15 protein-coding genes are annotated in these 15,520 nt (G+C 63.1%); 11 read left to right on the forward strand and 4 right to left on the reverse strand.

The genetic code is table 11. The features are described 5' to 3' along the window. Positions 1–47 precede the first annotated feature (47 nt). The 3 genes from MTBSS4_RS04185 to MTBSS4_RS04195 all read left to right on the forward strand — a co-directional run bounded on the left by MTBSS4_RS04185 (position 48) and on the right by MTBSS4_RS04195 (position 7,795). A complete protein-coding gene (locus MTBSS4_RS04185) occupies positions 48–4,421 on the forward strand; it encodes a hypothetical protein (RefSeq protein WP_173982140.1) in 4,374 nt (1,457 codons plus the stop codon). Next, positions 4,405–6,309 carry a hypothetical protein gene (locus tag MTBSS4_RS04190; protein ID WP_173982141.1) on the forward strand — a complete coding sequence of 635 codons (1,905 nt, stop codon included), beginning with the start codon at positions 4,405–4,407 and terminating at the stop codon, positions 6,307–6,309. The genes MTBSS4_RS04185 and MTBSS4_RS04190 overlap by 17 nt, the downstream gene beginning before the upstream one ends. A gap of 505 nt (positions 6,310–6,814) precedes the next feature. Further along, a complete protein-coding gene (locus tag MTBSS4_RS04195) occupies positions 6,815–7,795 on the forward strand; it encodes a DUF4268 domain-containing protein (protein WP_173982142.1) in 981 nt (326 codons plus the stop codon). A gap of 51 nt (positions 7,796–7,846) precedes the next feature. Here the strand turns inward: MTBSS4_RS04195 and MTBSS4_RS04200 are convergent, their stop codons facing one another. The 4 genes from MTBSS4_RS04200 to MTBSS4_RS04215 form a co-directional block, all read right to left on the reverse strand. After that, positions 7,847–8,233 carry a hypothetical protein gene (locus tag MTBSS4_RS04200; RefSeq protein WP_173982143.1) on the reverse strand — a complete coding sequence of 129 codons (387 nt, stop codon included), beginning with the start codon at positions 8,231–8,233 and terminating at the stop codon, positions 7,847–7,849. After that, positions 8,230–9,549 (reverse strand): recombinase family protein, encoded by a 1,320-nt coding sequence (locus MTBSS4_RS04205; RefSeq protein WP_173982144.1) that lies wholly within the window; start codon positions 9,547–9,549, stop codon positions 8,230–8,232. The genes MTBSS4_RS04200 and MTBSS4_RS04205 overlap by 4 nt, the downstream gene beginning before the upstream one ends. After that, positions 9,546–9,989, reverse strand: coding sequence for a DUF2924 domain-containing protein (locus MTBSS4_RS04210; RefSeq protein ID WP_173982145.1), 444 nt, complete (start codon positions 9,987–9,989; stop codon positions 9,546–9,548). Before MTBSS4_RS04210 ends, MTBSS4_RS04205 begins: the two co-directional genes overlap by 4 nt. Positions 9,990–10,256: 267 nt before the next feature. After that, positions 10,257–10,922 carry a LexA family transcriptional regulator gene (locus MTBSS4_RS04215; RefSeq protein WP_173982146.1) on the reverse strand — a complete coding sequence of 222 codons (666 nt, stop codon included), beginning with the start codon at positions 10,920–10,922 and terminating at the stop codon, positions 10,257–10,259. 97 nt (positions 10,923–11,019) lie between these two features. Here MTBSS4_RS04215 and MTBSS4_RS04220 point away from each other — a divergent pair, with 97 nt between their 5' ends. The 8 genes from MTBSS4_RS04220 to MTBSS4_RS04255 all read left to right on the forward strand — a co-directional run bounded on the left by MTBSS4_RS04220 (position 11,020) and on the right by MTBSS4_RS04255 (position 15,519). After that, on the forward strand, positions 11,020–11,268 hold the full coding sequence (locus MTBSS4_RS04220; protein ID WP_173982147.1) for a hypothetical protein: 249 nt from the start codon (positions 11,020–11,022) through the stop codon (positions 11,266–11,268). Further along, on the forward strand, positions 11,265–11,744 hold the full coding sequence (locus MTBSS4_RS04225) for a hypothetical protein (protein WP_173982148.1): 480 nt from the start codon (positions 11,265–11,267) through the stop codon (positions 11,742–11,744). Before MTBSS4_RS04220 ends, MTBSS4_RS04225 begins: the two co-directional genes overlap by 4 nt. A gap of 95 nt (positions 11,745–11,839) precedes the next feature. Then, the gene (locus MTBSS4_RS04230) at positions 11,840–12,676 is read left to right on the forward strand and encodes an ATP-binding protein (protein WP_173982149.1); all 837 of its coding nucleotides are present in this window, start codon (positions 11,840–11,842) and stop codon (positions 12,674–12,676) included. Positions 12,677–12,695: 19 nt separating this feature from the next. Then, on the forward strand, positions 12,696–13,445 hold the full coding sequence (locus MTBSS4_RS04235) for a hypothetical protein (protein ID WP_173982150.1): 750 nt from the start codon (positions 12,696–12,698) through the stop codon (positions 13,443–13,445). A gap of 40 nt (positions 13,446–13,485) precedes the next feature. Then, positions 13,486–13,713, forward strand: coding sequence for a hypothetical protein (locus tag MTBSS4_RS04240; protein ID WP_173982151.1), 228 nt, complete (start codon positions 13,486–13,488; stop codon positions 13,711–13,713). A gap of 11 nt (positions 13,714–13,724) precedes the next feature. Beyond that, positions 13,725–14,081, forward strand: coding sequence for a DUF6511 domain-containing protein (locus tag MTBSS4_RS04245; protein ID WP_173982152.1), 357 nt, complete (start codon positions 13,725–13,727; stop codon positions 14,079–14,081). 11 nt (positions 14,082–14,092) lie between these two features. Beyond that, positions 14,093–14,890 carry a hypothetical protein gene (locus MTBSS4_RS04250; RefSeq protein ID WP_173982153.1) on the forward strand — a complete coding sequence of 266 codons (798 nt, stop codon included), beginning with the start codon at positions 14,093–14,095 and terminating at the stop codon, positions 14,888–14,890. Then, a complete protein-coding gene (locus MTBSS4_RS04255) occupies positions 14,887–15,519 on the forward strand; it encodes a hypothetical protein (RefSeq protein WP_173982154.1) in 633 nt (210 codons plus the stop codon). Before MTBSS4_RS04250 ends, MTBSS4_RS04255 begins: the two co-directional genes overlap by 4 nt. Position 15,520 lies beyond the last annotated feature (1 nt).

Here is a 15,520-nt window from a genome sequence, read left to right on the forward strand (position 1 = left end):
GTCGAGGGGGGCGCATGCCTCACCTTCGCCGATGCATGGTTGCGTGGTTGAAGGACGAGGAGCAGCAGGATTCCCCGGCAGGCTATATTATTCCTCCTCACAGTCAGGCGGTACCGATGGTCGATGGTGGTCTGTCCCTGCTTGCACCCGCCCTGCGCCCGCTTGTTGCTGCGGTGGCGGCGGCCATGCCCCACATAAAGGTCGTCCGGGCGGAGAAATCTGCGGCGGTGTCCCCGTTTGCCTCGCCCGCCAACTCTCTGGCACTGGATGCTCAGTTTGGCGATGCACTGACGCGATTGGGGGCTATTTCAGAGAATCATTCCTGGTGGGAAGGCCTGCTGCGACGATTTGAACTGCAGTTCGTTCAGCCGGAATTGTTCGAGAAGCCGGCGATCCGTGAATGGCTATCGAGAGATGAGGTTAAGGCGGGGCTGAGTGCGTTGGCTCGGGCGCGGTTGCGCGGGCTTTCCCCATCAGAAGAAACCTGGGCTGGGTTGCGAACGGCATACTCGGAAGCGACCCTGGAGGCCTCCATCCTTGCCGATGGAGCCATCGAGATCGCAGTCGCGGTTTTGGTCGCCGGGCGAATGGCGGCCCTGAGCCCAGGCCAGCAGGTTCTGATGGATGGCCTCCAGGGGAATAGTCAGCAGCTTGCGGAATTGTCACACAAGATCGGTCACGTCGTCTGTCAGTCACCCAATCCCATCATTGATGGCGCGATCAGGCAAGAACTGCGGAAGATTTGTCGTCGTCGGACTGTACCCGGCATCGATGTCCGTCCTGAAATTTGCGCGTTGCTGGAGCGGATTGAAAACGGCGAGCTGACATCGGCATCCAGGCCGATTATCGGAGAAGTTCTTCTCTGGGCGGCCCGCCTCCATGCGGCGGACGCGGCTTCCGGGACTGCGGCTGCCGATTACTTGGCGAAGGCTGAGGCGATCATCCCCGGCTCCTCGGATGCAGCCATTGCCAAAGCATGGCTATTGTTTCATGCCGAAAGCCCGGATGAAGCACTACGTTTCTTGCGCAGCCAAAACACCTCTCATGCCCGCAGTGTCATGTTGCTGTTCCTTTGCCGGTCTAATGGCGACAGCGACGCGCTTGAGTGGTTCGATGCCCACGGATCTGTGGAGAATGATTTCTTTTCCCCTGCAGGATGGAAAAACCTAGCGATTTTGCGTCATAATGCCCGGCAATGGGATGGCGCAGTTGAAGTCCTGGAAAAACTTGCCGACATTGATATGGCCGCGGAACCGGACATCCTCTATGTGCTGGGCACTTTCCATGCCGGTTTTCTTCTTCCCGAACCCATTCGTCAGCGTGTCCTGACCTTCACTTCGATCACGCCTGGGCTGCAGGTAAACGAAGGAGAGCAGGCAGAGCTTCATCGTGCTGCGGCGATTACCCGATTCCGACAGGCGCGTGATCTGCTGCTCGAAATTGATGCCCAAGATCGTGTCAAGGGGTGTGACTACTGGCTGCTGTGGCTCGGATTGAGCGCCCCCAGTACAAGGGCAGAAACCGCCACGCGCCTGCGGCAACAAATTGCGGCGGGGCCGGACGGACTGTTTTTTGTGGACCTCGCCATCACCTATGGCGTCGACTTCGATCATGAAGCGGTAGAGCGGCATTTTCGGGTGCGCGAACTGGATGGAGGGCTGACACCACAGGAACATGTGGCGCGTCTCGGCCTGCTTAGGTTCCGCAGCACGCCGCAACGCTTGCTCGATTACCTCGATAGTGCGGCGGACCAGCTGAAGGATTTTATTACTCCGGCCCATTTGGCGCTGATGCGCGTAGAGGCGTTGATCGCAGATCGCCGTTTGGATGCGGCGGAACGCATTCTGGATGAAGACCCTGTCCTCAAGGACGATCCCGAGGTGTCAGGGGCACGTCTGGCCATTGCTGACCTGCGAGGGCAGGACGTTCTTGGTGACGCCATTCGACTCTACGACCAAGGCCGAGACCATGATGAATCGGGCAGCCGACTCAGCGACCTGAAGAACATCGTGACCGTTCTGCTGCGCGAGAAGCGTTGGAGCCAGATGTTACCCTATGCGCAAGAACTGTTCGGCCACGAACGAACGGCACGCAATCTGGGTTTGGCGACCGACTGCTCCTCCAGCGTTCACGGGCATCAGGCCACCCTGGACATCCTGGAAGCCCACCCAGATCTGGTCCATACCAATAGCGACATCGGTCGCCATTTAATGGAAAAGAAGGCGGATTGTCTGTTTCGCTTGGGCCGGTTCCGTGAGGCGCGCGACATCAATGATCAACTCCTGACCGTGTCACCCGATGATCCCCGGTATATTCACCACGATTTGAACATCGCGTTGCGCAGCGGAGCATGGGAACATTTTGCGGCCGTCCTTGATCGCCAACTTGAGAAGCGCGAATCCCTCGATCTGACAGTGCTGATGCATCTCGCGCAGATGATCAGCAACATCGTGCCGGATCGGGCCATGGACTTGCTGAAGGTTGCCGCGAAACGAGAACCAGGAAACCCTCAGCTTCAACTTAATTGCTACATGCTGGCCAGCACCATTGGTCGCGATCACGAGGCGGGGCTATGGCTGCAACGTGGCGTGGAGCTGTCGAAGGATGGTCAAGGACCGGTTCGCAGCGTATCTCTGCGCGAACTTGTTGATATGGCCCCCGCCCATGCGCGGGAACGGGATGAGAAGCACCGCCGGCTCTTCTCCGGCGAAATCGCCTTGCATATGGCATCCATGGACTTCCGTGTTCCGATGAGCCGGTTTTTCATCGTCATTCCACGGGCCAACGAACGCGAGCGGGACGCTCGCAAGCGGTTGCCGATAGCGATTCGAGCGGGAAATAGGCCGCCAATTGCCATGGGGGGAGTCGGGACGATTGCTCTCGATGTTTCCACGCTTTTGCTTCTGCATGAACTGGATCTGTTCGATGCCGTCGTGGCGGCAGTCGGGCACGTCAAGGTGTCCCCGCGCTTGATGGATTTTCTGGCACGGGAAATGCGCGAGCTCCCCTATCATCAGCCGTCTTTGGTCGACGAGGCTCGGACGCTCCGCAGCCATGTGTCGGCGGAACGGATCGCCGTGCTGAAGACCGAAGCTGTTGATACCCGTCTTATTGCTGAATTCGGCGACGAAATGGCGCGCCTCGTCGCGGCTGCCAAAAGCCAAGGCGGCCGGGTCGTCGCCCCCGCCGAAATGCACAAGATCGGCTCCCTGATGGAGGAATTCGCCGACTGGGGTGATGCCGCCCCCTTGGTCTTGTCGACCCCTCAGTTGGCTGAGGGAATTCGCCACCTGGGCTATATTGACCAGGGGAGCTGCGACACCGCTTGCCAATTTCTGATGACCCAGGACAGGGGCATCCCTCCCGGCCCGCAAATGCGCTCCGAGCAGCCGCTGTTCATCGACAATCTGGCGCTGAAACACCTCACCGGGGCCGGCTTGCTGGACAAATTGGCCCAGTGCGGCATTCCGCTTTTCATCGACCGTTCCACAGATCAGGAGGCACGGGATCTGATTGCTGCCGACGAGGAGGGCCGGAGTGCAGTCGAGGTATTGCAGGCTTTGCGCCGTCGGGTGGCCGAATGCTATCGCCAGGGCACCCTTTCTTTCCTTCCGGAAGCTGCCGTGGTGGAGGATGACAAGGGGCCCGAGAAAGACGACCGGATGCTTTTGCTGTACGATCTGTTCAACGATGTGGAAACGGTTGATGCCATCGCACTGGATGACAGGTGGCTGGGCCGGCATTCGAATGCCGCAGATAAGGCCGGTCGGACAGTCCCGCTCTTCGGCATTACCGACCTGCTCGGCCTATGCGGTATCTCGGATGAACAAAGGCTGCAAGCCACTCGGCGCCTCTGGCGTCGCGGCTTCGCGTTTTTGCCGCTTCACGAAAGCAACCTTCTGACCGATCTCACGAATTGCTATTGGGATGACGGGGCAGCGATGCTGCGTGAAAGCGCTGAACTGCGTGCCGTGAGAGAAACTCTCTGTCGCATTCGGTCACTCAAGATGCTGCGAATTGGCGATGATCACGCATGGCTGGACCATTTGGCTCAGACCGCGGTCATGACAATCGTCAATATTTGGAGCGATGAAGCCATCGTGGAACCAAGAGCACGAGCGCTTTCCGACTGGCTGATCGACAACGTAACGCCATGGCCCGTTGGTTGGCAGGACAGTCTTGCCGAGGGGCATTGGATCGACGTGGATCTTGGCATGGCCCAGCGACTTTTCCAGCTATTGATTCTGCGCCCGCCTGACGCCTCTGAAATGCGGCAGGCAGCATATGGAAAATGGGCCGACGAGCGTCTGGTTCAGCCTTTCCGCGCCACCAGTCCCGGTGTCATCGATCTGGTCGCGCAATCTTTGGCGCAACAGTTCGCAGGGATGATCTCGGAGATACCCGATGAATCTGAAGGCTAGCGTCGCCCTATACCTGCTGCGGGGACGACCGGAAATCATCGCCGACCGGATCGCCCAGAATGCCGAATTCAGAAGCACCACGGGTCTGGATCTTCGGGCCAGCCCGTATGAGGGGTGGAGAAGTTTACCGTGGAGCATCCTGCTGGATGCGGTACAGCAAGTTGCAGAGGGCAAGAACAAGACGGTAACAGACTTGTTCGGCGTGCCCGTCCATATCGCCTTTGATGGTGAATGGGTTTCGGCTCGAAGGACGCGGCCAGACGGAACCGAAGAAATCATCGCCCCACCGGATCTTCAGCTTTTTGCCCCTGATCCGACGAGAAGACTCCAGGCGCTCTCGTCCTTGATAGCTGAATATGGCGCTACGGGTCCCAAAGCAACGCGCTGGCGCCCGTTGCTGGAAGAACGCCCCGCCACACAAGATGAAGTCGGAAGCCTTTACACCGAGATACGGGAATCATCCAGCCAGTGGCATAGCTGGATCAGGGAAAAGATCGACGCACGGGAAATGCGGGCACGTGATCTGGTGCCGGACGACAGTGGCTATTTCCTTGGATTATGCGGCCCACTCCCACTTGATCAATCCCCGGATGAATGGATGAATGGGCCGCTCCGCGACCATCGGCGCGCATTGCTGGACGCCGATCTGGTTAGCGGTCTGGCGGCGATTCTGCCAGGCGCTTTGCGCCACGACCTCGGTCCTGCCGCTCTGCTGTCTGATATGGACAACGCTCGGATATGGTCGGCTGTTCAAGATCTCCCGGTGCAGGACGATCCATTCTCACTATTGGGACTCTTGGAAATCGCCCTGGAACGTCGCGAGGGCCACGCCGATTTTAGTGCATTGGCGGACGAACTGGTGGAAAGGCTGTTGGCAGAGCCTTTTTGCCGCCCAGATGGGGTAAATATCTCCATCGTCTACCCCGCGTTGGTCGGTTTGTCTTTGCAGGGTATCCGACGAACGGAGGGGTTGGGCACCTCGCCCCCGTGCTGGCAGAGGCTTTGTGCCTTTACCCATGCCGGGCACCTGCTTTCCATTATCAGCGATCTGAAGTTCAAGCCGCAGGAGATGGCTGACTGGTTGTCGCGTCAACGGGAAATCATTGATGTCCTGGGCGAGATACTGAACTGCCGATCTGACCCCATGTGGAACGCTGACGACTTGAACGCGTTAAAAATCAGGGCCGAGGTCATTGGGCGGTTACATCTGCTGAAGGTTCGGGAAGAGGAGGCTGGACGTTCTTTTCCGCATAAGGAAGCCCTGGAAGCTGCGAGCGAAGACATAATCGCCAGAGGACAATTCCCTTACCTGCCTGGACCGCTGGAGGGCCATCAGCGGCCAACTACGCACGGTAAGGATCGCATCCTGCCTGAGGAAGCGGCCGCAAAACTGGTCGCCGGATTCCGGGACGATCCGCGTTCCACATGCGGATTACTGATGGCCTGCGCGGGATTCATCCCGCTGGATGAGGATATTATTGCCCTGGCCGTCCAGTCGGCCTCCACCATGCCGCTGGAAACCGAGAGCGTTTCCGCCGCTCTCACGCCCCTGATGTTCCTGGCTTTGGCAGCAAGTAGGCAGGCTTCCGCGTCCCTGGCGAATGCTGTTGCGGATCGATGTATCCGTGAGGCGCGCAATCTATCAACTGAAACGGAGGGCCAAGATCGGTCCGACCTTCTGCTTCGGTCATTGCTGACCGCCTCAACCGTCCTGCCGAACTGGAAGGAATGGCTGGCGGACCGCCTCGCTTCCTATGCGGCGACGATGCCGATGGGCGCTTGGCACGGCGATATGGTCCAGACGCTCACAGCAATGAAGGGCTTGGTTCCTGCAAAGGATTGGGTGTTTGGTCGGGCTGAGGCGTTGGCAAGGCTGGCAGACCGGTAAGCACGGAAGGTAACCAATGCCGCCATTCTCTTGGGCGATAACAGATTGATTCCATTACGGAGAGGGTTGGCTGGCGGCTCCCTTTCCTACGCCAATCTTCATAGAAAAACTGGCTCTACCGCAGTGACGCGACCTTGGATGCTCCAAGGTTCCGCGCGGTCTTGCGTGGTATAGGCGCTGACACGGGCATGCGGAGGATCGGCCGAATTCTCTCTCCAATGCCGTTTTTTCTCCAGACCCGTTGACACGCCGTTCCGTATCAACAGGCCAGCAACCGCCTGCATTTCCACCTTAACCCAAAAAATTCCCCACCGTGCAGTTTGCGGATTTTCGTGGAGGATCGACAGATGCCCGGATCGCACTCCTCACGCCGTATCAACGGGACATATCGTCAGCGGTACCTCTCACCCGGTCGGATTCAGCGATGAAGGATGCGTCCGGATGGATTCCTTGGTCTGTCCGTGGCACAACCACCGGACACGCAGTCGTGGACGGGAGAGTTACCATGTCGGTCACGTTGGGCAGGCTGGAGCAGGTTCCGCCAAGGACGCTGTGGGAGTCGGAGGCCCGCGATTTCACGCCATGGCTGGCTGAAAACCTGGGGCTGCTCGGCGAGGCATTGGGCCTTGATCTGGAACTGGTGCAGACCGAAGTCGCCGTCGGCAGTTTCTCCTGCGACATCGAATGCAGAGAACAGGGCACGGGTCGGAAGGTCATCGTCGAGAACCAGCTTGAGCAGACCGACCACAGCCACCTGGGGCAACTACTCACCTATGCTGCCGGCCTGGACGCCGCTGTGGTGGTATGGATCTCGCCGGAAGTGCGTGACGAGCACCGTGAAGCCATCGACTGGCTCAACCGCCACACCCGCGAAACCGTAGACTTCTTTGCCGCTGCGCTGGAGGTCGTGCGGATCGGAAATTCTGATCCGGCCGTCATCTTCCGCCTCGCGGCATCGCCGAACGCCTGGGCCAAGACGGCAGCTGCCGGCGCATCACGGGGAGAAACGTCGAGCAGAATGGCGAGCTACCAGGCGTTCTGGCAGCCCCTGCTCGATGAACTGCGCGAGAAGCATCGGTTCACCAACGCCAAAGCGGCGCAGCCGCAGAGCTGGTATTCGTTCGCCAGCGGGGTGGCCTCAGGCATCACCTACGGCGTCGCGTTCGCCCGCGGCGACCGCCTCCAGGCCGAGGTCTATATCGACGTTGGCGATGCCCCCCGCAACAAGGCCATTTTCGACTTCTTCCTGGCGGAGAAAATCGAACTGGAAGCGGCCATGGGCGAGCCACTGTCTTGGGAGCGGCTGGACGCCAAGCGAGCCTGCCGGATTGCCGTTGTTCGTCCCGCCACGACCATTGACGACGCTCCCGAACAGGGTGACGAGATGCGGACGTGGCTGGTGACCCGCCTATTGAAGCTAAAGCAGGTCTTTGGCCCCAGGGTTAAGATGGCGCTTCAGGTGGCTGTCAACCCTCCGCCCGAGTAGATGGCTTCCGGCGCTGTCAGCGGAATCGATTGTCGGCCGCTGTGTCAGTTCTCAAGCGGCATGATTGCTTTCCAGGAAAACCCGCCGCTGCTCCGCCCAGTCCGCCGGAAACGGCTCCAGCAGCGCACGCACGGTCAATTTTTCGGGCTGGCGGCCGGCGAGGATTGCCTCGACGATATCGGGGGCCAGCAGGGTCAGGCGGAGAACACGGCTGACGAAGGCGCGATCGACGCGCTCGGCCTTGGCCAGTTCGTTGATCGAGACATGGCGCCCCGATTCCAGCATGCGCCGCCATCGGAAGGCGCGGGCGAGCGAGCGGACGATGGGGCTGTCGACCGGCACCCGCGTTTCCGGGTTATAAAGGCTGCCATCGGGCAGAACGATGCGCTTGCGCCCGCCGATGCGGCGGAAGGTCATGGGCACGAACACGGTGGTCATGCCGCAGCCCTCCGTCCCTTTGCCGGTTTCAGTTCCCCGGCAAGCTGGGCCAGGCCGTCGGTGCGCAGGCTGATATTGATGCCCTGGGGCGAGAGATCGACCTTTTCCACCAGAAGCTGGACGATACGGGCCTGCTCGGCGGGGAACAGTTCGTCCCACAGGGGATCAAGCTGGCCGAGGGTGGTGGCGACCTCCCGCTCCGTCATAGCCTCGCCCTCGGCGCGGACGCTCTTCCAGGTGCGGGCCACCACCTCGGGGGTGCGCAGCAGGGAGCGCAACTGGTCGATCACCGCGTTCTCGACCTGGGCGGCAGGCACGCGCCCGACCGGGCAGGCGTCGGGGCCTTCCTTGATGACATTCATGGTGACGTAGTAGCTGTACAGCCGCCCGTTCTTGCGGGTATGGGTCGGTGTCATGGCGCGACCGCCGGGGGCGAAGATCAGCCCCTTCAGCAGGGCGGGCGTTTGCGCCCGGGTGCGACAGGCCCGGGTGCGCGGGCTGACCTCCATCACGGATCGAACTTTGTCCCACAGGGCTTGGTCGATGATCGCCTCGTGCTCGCCGTCATACGCAACACCCTTGTGGACCGCCTTGCCGATGTAGACCTGATTGGCCAGCATCTTGTAGAGGCCGCCCTTGTCGAGCTTCTTGCCGCGGCGGGTGATGCCCTCGGCCGCCAGTTCGCCGACCAGCAGGGTGGCGGAGCCGGTGCGGATGAACCGTTCGAAAATCATCCGCACGATGGCGGCTTCTTCCTCGACCACCAGCAGCTTGCGGTCGGCGCAGCGGTAGCCGAACGGCACCGGCCCGCCCATCCAGATCCCCTTGCGCCGAGACGCCGCCACCTTGTCGCGGACGCGCTCGCCGATCACCTCGCGCTCGAACTGGGCGAAGGACAGCAGGATATTGAGCGTCAGCCGCCCCATCGACGTGGTGGTGTTGAACGACTGGGTGATGCTGACGAAGGTGACGTCGTTGCGGTCGAACACTTCGACCAGCTTAGAGAAATCCATCAGGGAACGTGACAGGCGGTCGATCTTGTAGACCACCACGACATCGACCAGTCCGGCCTCGATGTCGGCCAGCAGACGTTTCAGGCCGGGCCGCTCCAGGGTGCCGCCGGAGAAACCACCGTCGTCGTAATGGGTGGGCACCAGCACCCAGCCCTCGGCCTTCTGGCTGGCGACATAGGATTCGCAGGCTTCGCGCTGGGCGTCGAGAGAGTTGAACTCCATCTCCAGCCCTTCCTCGGTGGATTTGCGGGTGTAGACCGCGCAGCGCAGCTTGCGGATTGGCTTGCTTCCGGTGGGTTTCATGCCCCCTTCCTCCAGTTCTTCAGGCCGAAGAACGCGTGCCCGTTCCACCGCGTGCCGGTGATGGCGCGGGCCACCGCCGACAGCGACTGGTAGGGGCGCCCCTGGTATTCGAAGCCGTCCTCGCGGACGGTGATGCAGTGCTCGATGCCCTTCCATTCGCGCACCAGTTGGCTGCCGGCGATGGGACGATCGAGTTCCTTCGCGCGGCGCGCTTTGCTGGTGTCGAAATCCTCGGCCATGTTTTCCAGCCGGGCGACGGTGGTGACCGCCAGCCCGCCATAGGCCAGTTCCTGGAGGCGGTAGGCCAGCCGGCTTTCCAGGAAGGTTCGGTTGTAGGGCGGTGCCTCGGCCTCGAACAGATCGCGCCACAGCGCCTTCAGGTCGGGGATCGGCGCGGTCTTCAGGGCGGCCAAGCGGGCCAGCAAGGGATCCTCGGTCATGATTTCCTCCGTCGGTTGACGGGGACATGACCGCTCTGGCGGGCCGTGAAGTCGAGGCAACTGTCTCCGCGGTCAGCAGATAAACGCCTCGACTTCCGCGCTTTCAGGCGGATCAGACCAGAGGCCAAGATGTCCGCCACCTCGTCGAGACGTTCGGCGGCGGACATGCGGTCGGGATGGAGGGCGTTGGGCATCGGGCGGCACCAGAGAACGATCCGTGATCGTCGCCTTATGCCGCACCGCTCCGTATTCGGTCTAATCCGAATTTCAGGACAAGTTCCGCGCGAACCACACGATGCGTCCGACGATGTAGATCTCGTCCGCAGTGCGCTCGTAGGGCTGGTAGCGGGTGTTGTCCGAGATGATGCGCACGGAGGGAACCTCGCCGCCGGCCAGGCGCTCCAGCCGCTTGGCCACCAGCCCGAAGCCGTCGTGAAGGACAAAGATGCCGGTGGGATCGGGCATGGTCTGGGTGGTGTCGATCATCACCACGTCACCGCCCAGGAGGGTCGGCTCCATGCTGTCGCCGCGGACGCGGATCAGCTTCAGGCCGCCGGACCCCAGGCGCAGGACGTCGCGCAGCCACGCCTTGGGAAACCGCCAGGGAGCGCACTCTTCCTCGCTGTCCACCACCGCTCCGCCACCCATGTCGGCTTCGACGGCGACGAACGGCACGGTGACATAGGTCCGGCTGGAGACGGCGGCGACAGCGGGTGCATTCCCGCCGCCGTCGCCATACAGCAACGCCTCGACCGGCATCTTCAAGATCGTCGCGACGCGAGCCAGCTTCTCGCTGGACGGGTCGGAGGAGCGCCCGCGCAGGATGTCGTAGACGAAGGAGCGCCCCACCCCGGCCGCCTCCGCCACATGCAGCGGACGCAGGGAGAGTTCGGCCATGCGGGCGCGCATGCGGTCGGCCAGGGTGTCGGTCATGATGGCTCCTCGGGTTCGTGCGGATCCATAAAATAGGATTGGTCCTAATCGTGTCAAGCTTGATAGGGTCCGTCCAACGGAAACGAAGGGGGACCGAATGGACGCCACCGAAACCAACATCACCGATCACGTCAGCACCTTCATCTCCGACGTCCAGAAGGAGGTCGAGGTGTGGCTGGCGGAGACGGGGACCGCGCCGACCATGTTCTGCAAGAAGGCGGTCAACGACCCGAACCTGCTGCGCCATATCGAGCAGGGCCGCCGCCGTCTGACCTTCGCCATGGCCGTCCGCCTGCGCGAGTATATTGCCGAACAAAAGCAGAATATGGCGGGAGGTCGGGCATGACCATCCCCAATCGCCCCCGCCTGGCCGACATGGCCAACATGCCGCTCGGCGAAATCGTTGCCCTGTCCGGCGAGACCCTGGCTCTGTTGCAGGAAGAGGCCGAGGAGGCCCTGCGTCGCGCCAAGGCAGCCAAGGACTGGCTCGACGGCGCCCTGGAACGCAAGTACGGCGCCCTGGCGGCGGAGCGCCGCCGTGTCGAAGGCAAGGACTCCGGCACCGTTCGCTTCGATGACGGCGCCGTCACCGTGGTGGCCGATCTGCCCAAGAAGATCGAGTGGGACCAGACGCAGTTGGCGGCCATCGTCGAGCGCATCCGCACGGGCGGTGGCGAGCCGGGCGAGTACGTCGAGATGGCGTTCAAGGTGTCCGAGCGCAAGTACGGCGCCTGGCCGGCCCACATCCGCACCGCGTTCGAGGCCGCCCGCACGGTGAAGACCGGCAAGCCGACCTTCGCGCTCAAGTCCAACAGCCCATGAGACACGGCGGGGCGGCCCGTTCCGCAAGGGCGGGCAGGTTCCCCTCCGGCGCCCGGTCAACGCCCCGTCGTCCCCCCTTTGAATCGGAGAACCCCATGGCCGTTCGCATCATCACCGCCGACGAGCGCCTGTCGTCCGCCGGCAACAAGACCTCGGTGGCCATTTTCGGCCCGCCCGGTGTCGGCAAGACGTCGCTGCTGAAGACCCTGCCGCCCGCCCAGACCGTCTGCCTGGATCTGGAAGCGGGGATGAAATCGGTGCAAGACTGGCCGGGCGCCAGCATCCCAGTGCGCAGCTTCGGCGACTTCCGCGACCTCGCCGTGCTCATCGGCGGCCCCGATCCGGCGGTCGATCCCAACGCCTGGTATAGCGCCCAGCACCATCAGCATGTGCGCTCGGTCTATTCCGGTTCTGGGGTCGAGGAGTTCCTGGCCTCGATGCCGGTGGTGTTCGTCGATTCCATCACCGACCTGACCCGCCAGGCCATGGCCTATGCCAAACAGCAGCCCGAGGCGTTCTCGGACCGCACCGGCAAACCCGACGTGCGCGGCGCCTACGGCCTGCTGGGGCGCGAGGTGATCCAGGCCCTGAAGCACCTGCAGCACGCACCGGACAAGACGGTGATCTTTGTCGGCGTGCTGGAGAAGGTCACCGACGAATTCAACGTCGCCACCTGGCAGCCGCAGATGGAGGGATCGAAAGCGGGGCGGGAACTGCCCGGCATCGTCGATCAGGTCATCTCCATGCATCTGTTCTCGGCCGACGCCGAGGGCAACTGGCTGCTGGACGAGAAAGCCGTTGAGCGTCGCCTGGTCTGCCGTTCCGGCAATCCCTACGGCCTGCCCGCCAAGGATCGCTCCGGCCGCCTGGACGTGACCGAGCCGCCGGATCTCGGCGCCCTGCTTTCCAAGATCAACCGCGCCTCCGCCTGATTGAAAGGAACCTACCCCCATGTCCTACGATTTCAACGACGCCCAGCCGCAGATGATGCCCACGGGCGAACTGATCCCCGACGGCACCTTCGCCAAGGTGCGCATGACCATCCGCCCCGGCGGCACCAACGGCTCGGCCCCCATGGATGCCGGGCTGCTGAAGGCAGGCACCGACAGCGACGCCAGGATGCTCGACTGCGAATTCACCGTGGTCGAGGGGCCGTTCGTGCGCCGCAAGTTTTGGCAGAACTTCACGGTGGCCGGCGGCAAGGTTGACGACAAGGGCCAGTCCAAGGGCTGGAATATCTCGAAGGCGTCGTTCCGCGCCATGGTGGATTCCGCCCTCGGCCTCAACCCCAAGGACATGAGCGACGCCGCCAAGGCCAAGCGGGTGCTGCAGGGGTTGAAGCAGCTGGACGGCATCACCTTCGCCGCCCGCATCATGGTCGAGCCGGCCAGCGACCCCAAATACCGCGACCAGAACCGGCTGGCCAACGTGGTACTGCCCGGCGAGCCGCAATACGAGCCGGTGATGAAGGGCGAGGTGGTGGAGCCCGATCCCATCAATGCCAAGCCGCGCAAACCGACCAATGCCGGTGCCGGGCAGAACGCCCCGGCCTGGGCCACCGATGCCGCACCGGCGCAGGCGCCGCAGCAGCAGGCCGGCAATGTTCCCTGGAACCAGCAGGGGGCGGCCCAGCCCCAGCCCGCCACCCAGCAGTCCACCGCCCAGCCGTCGGCCAACGGCCCGGCCTGGCTCAATGGTTGACGGAGACGCCGCCCGTCGGCCCGGCGGGCGGCTTCACCCCATGACGGACGATGAATGGCAGGCGCATGTGACGCGTCAGGCGGCAAAGGCGATCGGTGAATGGCTCGAAGCCCGCGGAAGACTGCACCAGCCCATCAGGGTTCTCGCCCTGTGGGAACTGGAGGCCATGGCTCAGGCGGCCATCAGCAGCTTCGTGGTGCTGGGCTGTTCGCGGATCAAGGACGAGCCGGGCGAACACCCGGACCTGACCCGGCTCTTGCTGGCCTGACGCTGTGCGCGGTGTGCGGGCGGGAAGCCCGAGGCTTCGGCTACGTCCACCGCCTGCGCCACGACATCTACCCCCATTACGGCTTCTGCTCGACGCGCTGCCAGCAGGCCGGCGCCGAAATCGCCCGACGGAGCAACGGCATGATCGACAAAACCGCCCGCGAAACCCAGGCCATCAAGGATGCCCGTCCGCTCTTCGCCGAGGCCCTGACGGCGCTGGGTCTGATGGAGCATTTCTTCAACCGCAGTGCCGCCGACATCGACCGCCTGATCGAGGCCGCCGTCACCGGCTACGTCGAGTCCATGCAACGGCAGGCCAGTGTGCCGGAACGCACCGGTACCGCTTTCGACGATCCCATCCCGTTCTGAAGGCCGCCGCCATGCTCGACCTGAATCATGACTCCGGCTGCCAGTATCTGGGACCTGCCCGCGATCCCGGCATCACCGTGGCGGTGAACGCCGCCATCGACAGCATGCTGGTCGCCCGCAACCGGGCGCAGGTGGCTCGCCAGTACGTCAGCACTTCGGGCATAGGCCGCGACTGCCTGCGCCAGATCCAGTACGACTACCTAGCCGTGCCCAAGGACGAGGGCCGCGATTTCGAGCCCAAGACGCTCCGCATCTTCGAGGCCGGCCATCGCGGCGAGGACGTGGTGGCGGCATGGCTGAGATCGGCCGGGTTCGATCTGCGCACCGAACGTCGCGACGGAAAGCAGTTCGGCTTCGCGGCGCTGAACGGCCGCTTCAAGGGCCACATCGACGGCTGCCTGGTCGGCGGCCCAGTGGCGATGGCCTATCCCGCCTTATGGGAGAACAAGGCGCTCGGCGCCTCATCGTGGAAGGACGTCGTCAAGCGCGGCGTGGTGCTGTCCAAGCCGGTCTATGCCGCGCAGATTGCGCTGTATCAGGCCTACATGGATCTGCCGGCACCGGCGCTGTTCACGGCTCTCAACCGCGACACCTGGGAGGTCTACTGCGAGCTGGTGCCGTTCGACGCTGCCCTGGCCCAGGCCATGAGCGACCGTGCCCTCCAGGTGGTGCAGGCCAGTGATGCCCACGAGTTGCTGCCCCGTGCCGCAGCCGAACGCAGCTCGGTGGTTTGCCGCGGCGGCAGGACGGCGGGCGGGTGGCACGGGGCCTGTTCCTGGCAGGACCGCTGCTGGGGAGCCTGCCGATGAATACCCGCCCCCTCAGCTACGACGTGCTCCAGGTGCGCGACACCAGCGGCCCGCGCACCGTCGCCCGCCTGTGGTGCGCCCAATGCGGCGAGACGCTGGACCTCACCCTGAACAGCACCCATCACGCCGATGGTGTCGAGCGCATGGCTCGGGCCAAGGGCTGGGACTGCGACAAGAACCGCCCCCGCCGCACCCTCTGCCCCGACTGCAAGGCCCGCCCGCGCCCGCCGGCTACGCCGGCAAACGTTGTGACCCGGAGCTCCGCCCCGCCGGTCAAGGCGGCAGCGCCGAAACCCATCAAACCAACCATCCCGAAGGAAATGCCGATGACCACGCCCGCCCTCCGTCCCGCCACTCCCGACGAACGCATGCGCATCCGCCACAAGCTGGACGAGGTGTTCGACGATTCCAAGGGCATGTACCTGGACGGCTATTCCGATCAGCGCGTCGCCGAGGACCTGAAGCTGCCGCGCAAGATGATCGAGCAGATCCGCGAGGCGGCCTATGGCCCCATCCGCACCGATCCCGAACTCGACCAGCTGCGCACCGACATCGCAGCCCTGGTCGCCCAGGCCAGCACCCTGGCCAACCGGCTGGCCGAGGTCGAGAAACGCTTCCAGCCCCGGTGAC

The organism is Magnetospirillum sp. SS-4 (assembly GCF_902729425.1).
Classification (GTDB): Bacteria; Pseudomonadota; Alphaproteobacteria; order Rhodospirillales; family Magnetospirillaceae; genus Phaeospirillum.

Excerpts from the sequence above, each read along its gene's own strand:
- MTBSS4_RS04190 (WP_173982141.1), top strand. The coding sequence starts at position 4,405 with ATGAATCTGAAGGCTAGCGTCGCCCTATACCTGCTGCGGGGACGACCG.
- MTBSS4_RS04195 (WP_173982142.1), top strand. The coding sequence starts at position 6,815 with ATGTCGGTCACGTTGGGCAGGCTGGAGCAGGTTCCGCCAAGGACGCTG.
- MTBSS4_RS04200 (WP_173982143.1), bottom strand. The coding sequence starts at position 8,233 with ATGACCACCGTGTTCGTGCCCATGACCTTCCGCCGCATCGGCGGGCGC.
- MTBSS4_RS04205 (WP_173982144.1), bottom strand. The coding sequence starts at position 9,549 with ATGAAACCCACCGGAAGCAAGCCAATCCGCAAGCTGCGCTGCGCGGTC.
- MTBSS4_RS04210 (WP_173982145.1), bottom strand. The coding sequence starts at position 9,989 with ATGACCGAGGATCCCTTGCTGGCCCGCTTGGCCGCCCTGAAGACCGCG.
- MTBSS4_RS04215 (WP_173982146.1), bottom strand. The coding sequence starts at position 10,922 with ATGACCGACACCCTGGCCGACCGCATGCGCGCCCGCATGGCCGAACTC.
- MTBSS4_RS04220 (WP_173982147.1), top strand. The coding sequence starts at position 11,020 with ATGGACGCCACCGAAACCAACATCACCGATCACGTCAGCACCTTCATC.
- MTBSS4_RS04225 (WP_173982148.1), top strand. The coding sequence starts at position 11,265 with ATGACCATCCCCAATCGCCCCCGCCTGGCCGACATGGCCAACATGCCG.
- MTBSS4_RS04230 (WP_173982149.1), top strand. The coding sequence starts at position 11,840 with ATGGCCGTTCGCATCATCACCGCCGACGAGCGCCTGTCGTCCGCCGGC.
- MTBSS4_RS04235 (WP_173982150.1), top strand. The coding sequence starts at position 12,696 with ATGTCCTACGATTTCAACGACGCCCAGCCGCAGATGATGCCCACGGGC.
- MTBSS4_RS04240 (WP_173982151.1), top strand. The coding sequence starts at position 13,486 with ATGACGGACGATGAATGGCAGGCGCATGTGACGCGTCAGGCGGCAAAG.
- MTBSS4_RS04250 (WP_173982153.1), top strand. The coding sequence starts at position 14,093 with ATGCTCGACCTGAATCATGACTCCGGCTGCCAGTATCTGGGACCTGCC.
- MTBSS4_RS04255 (WP_173982154.1), top strand. The coding sequence starts at position 14,887 with ATGAATACCCGCCCCCTCAGCTACGACGTGCTCCAGGTGCGCGACACC.